The sequence below is a fragment of the Streptomyces sp. CoH27 genome (assembly GCF_020181035.1).
Taxonomy (GTDB): Bacteria; Actinomycetota; Actinomycetes; order Streptomycetales; family Streptomycetaceae; genus Streptomyces; species Streptomyces camelliae.
Genome location: NZ_JAIQYY010000093.1, coordinates 1 through 3,004 on the forward strand (window position 1 = coordinate 1; position 3,004 = coordinate 3,004).

Below are 3,004 nucleotides of genomic sequence, written 5' to 3' on the forward strand. Positions count from 1 at the left end.
CCCCGCCCGCTATCGCGGAGGACAAACGGGGTGAACCGGCAAGCCAGCCAGACACTCACGACCGCTGAAGAATCGAGGCTAAATCTTCGTCGGCACCGTGAACGCCCGCTTCGTCGCCATTTTCAGCGCCAGGCAACAACCGGGAGGCAATACCCCCGGCCAGCCTGGACGACGAAGCGCCCGGGACGGCTGGCGCCGAGCGCTCAGGCTGCGTGTCGTTGCAGGTAGACGATGGCGTTCCGGAGGACGTCGAGGTTGTCGTCGAAGTGGCCGATGCCGAGATTGCATGCACGGCAGAGCAGTCCGCGGACCTTGCTCGTGCGGTGGCAGTGGTCGACGTTGATCTGGCCGCCGTTTCTCGGAGAAGGGCCGATCGCAGATGCCGCACCGGTCGTCCTGCGCCTTCAACATCGCCAGGTAGTCCTCGACTGTGAGGTTGTACTCCTTCTTCAGGTTCTGCCTGAAGGCCACTCCTGCACGGCACCGCTTGCAGACGCGGTTGCCTTCGCGGTTGACCCACACGTTGTCTCCGTCGAGCGGATGCCCCGTTGACCGCTCACCGCTTGGATTAGCTGGTGCGATACGACTTGGGCACGGGAAGCCCGAATCGGGCACAAAGCTGCGTCACGTCAGAGAAGTCAACTGCGCGTGGGGTATATCCGGTGTGGCATCGCAGTGCCCACTCCGGGGCCTCGCAGCGCACGACCGTGTCGAGGATCTGGCCTACGCCACCGAGGTCGGCCGTAGTGAACTGATGTCCGTTCACGACGCTCCCGTAGTGAACGACTCCGTGGGCGAGCTCCTCGTACAAGTGAAGATCGACTCGCAGGTGCTCACCATCGTGCAGCACGAAGTTCCACGGCCTGTCGCCGCCCCAAGGCAGCACGCGGTCGATGCCGAGCCGGGAAAACGCGGCGATCAACGGGTCAAGGTCAGCTGCTGGAAGCCAGAGGTCGAGGTCGGAATGTTCGCGGGTTTGCAGGCCCATCAGCGCGTCAACGGCCCATCCGCCACCGACACAGGCTCGTACTTCGTGAGCATCAAGCTCTGCGATCACTGACAGTGCCGACTCAGCTGTCATGACGTGCTTGTGCATCCGCCGCCTCCGATCTGCTCGCGGTCCTGTGAGCGATGACGCGGCGTGGTTGATGACCGCACGATCCCGGGCATTCTGCCTCACCGGACTCTACCGACTGCGACAACGCCGTTCGAGGGATTTTGGTGGGCCGGCCGGTCCGGTGGACTTGTGTGAGGAGGAAGACGTGGATGGCCGGCGGGATGAGTGCGGTCCCAGTGTCTGCTCCAGGAGGAAGGCACCGCCGCCGAGGGTGGCGGTGCCTGCGAGGGCAGCGGTCATGCTCAGGAACCAGCGGCGGCCGGGTGCGCGGCCTTCCGTTTCAGGTGACAGCCAGACGCCGTCGAGCACGGACTCGCCGTGCCCTTCCGCAGCCTCAGCCGCTTGAGGGGCGTCCGGTCGCGTCAGCGGGGCGTCGGCAGTGCCGCGAGTACCTGGGCGGCGGTCGATCTCCAGCAGCAGCACCGGCACCCCGGCCTCCGGCGCCCGCACCACCAGGTCGGCCCGCTGCACGAAGCCGTTGCCGAGCCGGTGCCCGACCTCGGTCTGGAAGCCGAGCAGGTGGCCGATCCCAGCGCGGTGGAGTTCGGCGGCCGTCGAGGTGACCGCTGCGGCGTGGTCGTCGTAGCCGGTACCGAGCAGCTCCCCGGTGTCCGGGTCGTACTCCTGCTTGCGCAGTGCGGAGACGCGTATGCCCTTCGGCTCCAGCAGTTGCTTCGCCTCGCGGTGCCCTTTGGCGGTAAGCACCCAGACCTGCCGCTGGTCTTCCTGCACCGACTCGATCCTCACCAGGTGGTGGTCCTCCAGATCCAGGAGGTTGTCCCGCATGAGCTTGTCGTGCCGGTTGTCCGGGCGGGTCAGCTTCCACAGCTGGTCGGCAGTCGCCCGCTGGAAAATCCCCAGTGCTTGCAGCAGTTCCCTCCGCCTGGGCTCTGTCGAGTTCTTCCGGTGAGTAGGACGCCTTGAGGCAAGAGGGTTGTCGGACCTGCGGCGCCCCCTTGCCCGCCGGGGCTGGCCTGCGGAAACGCCCGGCCCTTGGCGACGGGGCGCGGAGGGGGTGATGGAGGGGGCCACGGAGGGGGCCTCTCCGGTCCGGTCAAGGCGCTGCTTGGGCTCGTCTGCGGTGCTCGCCACAGGGTCCCTGGTGAGCGAGTATGACGGACACCAATACGTCGGCATCGACCTGCACCGCAGGCGATCCGTCATCGTGCGGCAGACCGATCAGGGCGAGCAGCTGAGCGCGGTACGAATCGTCAACGACCCGGTAGCCCTGGGCCTGCAGATCGAGCAGGCCGGGACCCGCCCGGACGTGGTCCTGGAGGCCACTTACGGCTGGTACTGGGCGGCCGACGTGCTCCAGGCGGCCGGAGCACAGGTTCACCTGGCGCACCCGCTGGGCGTGAAGGGCTTCGCCTATCGGCGTGTCAAGAACGATGTCCGCGATGCCGCGGACCTGGCCGACCTACTGCGCATGGGGCGGCTGCCGGAGTCATGGATCGCCCCGGCCGAGACCCGGGAACTGCGCGAACTCGTGCGTTACCGGGCCAAGCTGGTCGCGCTCCGCTCCGGGCTGAAGGCTCAGGTACATGCCGTGCTTGCGAAGGCCAGGCGTGCTCATCGCGGTGTCCGACCTGTTCGGGGTCGATGGCCGTGCCCAGCTCGAGCAGACCGCTCTGTCCGGCGCCTATGCCCAGCGCGTGGCGTCCCTGCTGAAGCTGATCGACATCTTCGACGCGGAGGAAGACCTCTTCAACCGCCGCATCGCCGAACGGCTTCGCGGTCACGCCGGCTGCGGGGCCATCCAGTGGCTGCCCGGCATCGGGCCCGTACTGGCGGCTGTGCTGGTCGCCGGGCACTGTCACGTTGACCTGGCCCCGTGAGATGATCTTCGGGTCATCGTGGGAGGGCTTCTCGTGGACACCGTGCCGT

Annotated in this window: 4 protein-coding genes and 1 pseudogene; 2 read left to right on the forward strand and 3 right to left on the reverse strand. The window is 67.2% G+C overall.

From position 1 onward, the window contains the following. Positions 1 to 203: 203 nt before the first annotated feature. The 3 genes from LE548_RS46940 to LE548_RS45140 all read right to left on the reverse strand — a co-directional run bounded on the left by LE548_RS46940 (position 204) and on the right by LE548_RS45140 (position 1,903). Positions 204 to 374, reverse strand: coding sequence for an endonuclease domain-containing protein (locus LE548_RS46940; protein WP_225102842.1), 171 nt, complete (start codon positions 372 to 374; stop codon positions 204 to 206). Positions 375 to 568: 194 nt separating this feature from the next. Continuing rightward, positions 569 to 1,096: a nucleotidyltransferase domain-containing protein gene (locus LE548_RS45135; protein WP_308031258.1), complete on the reverse strand. Its 528-nt coding sequence runs from the start codon at positions 1,094 to 1,096 to the stop codon at positions 569 to 571. Between the two features lie 90 nt (positions 1,097 to 1,186). Next, a complete protein-coding gene (locus LE548_RS45140) occupies positions 1,187 to 1,903 on the reverse strand; it encodes a hypothetical protein (RefSeq protein ID WP_225102841.1) in 717 nt (238 codons plus the stop codon). 232 nt (positions 1,904 to 2,135) lie between these two features. Between LE548_RS45140 and LE548_RS46945 the strand changes: the two are divergent. Both LE548_RS46945 and LE548_RS45150 read left to right on the forward strand, forming a co-directional pair. After that, positions 2,136 to 2,663 (forward strand): annotated as a pseudogene (locus tag LE548_RS46945) (transposase); the annotation flags it as partial. Between the two features lie 22 nt (positions 2,664 to 2,685). Beyond that, positions 2,686 to 2,955 carry a hypothetical protein gene (locus LE548_RS45150; RefSeq protein ID WP_225102844.1) on the forward strand — a complete coding sequence of 90 codons (270 nt, stop codon included), beginning with the start codon at positions 2,686 to 2,688 and terminating at the stop codon, positions 2,953 to 2,955. The last annotated feature ends 49 nt before the right edge of the window (positions 2,956 to 3,004 follow it).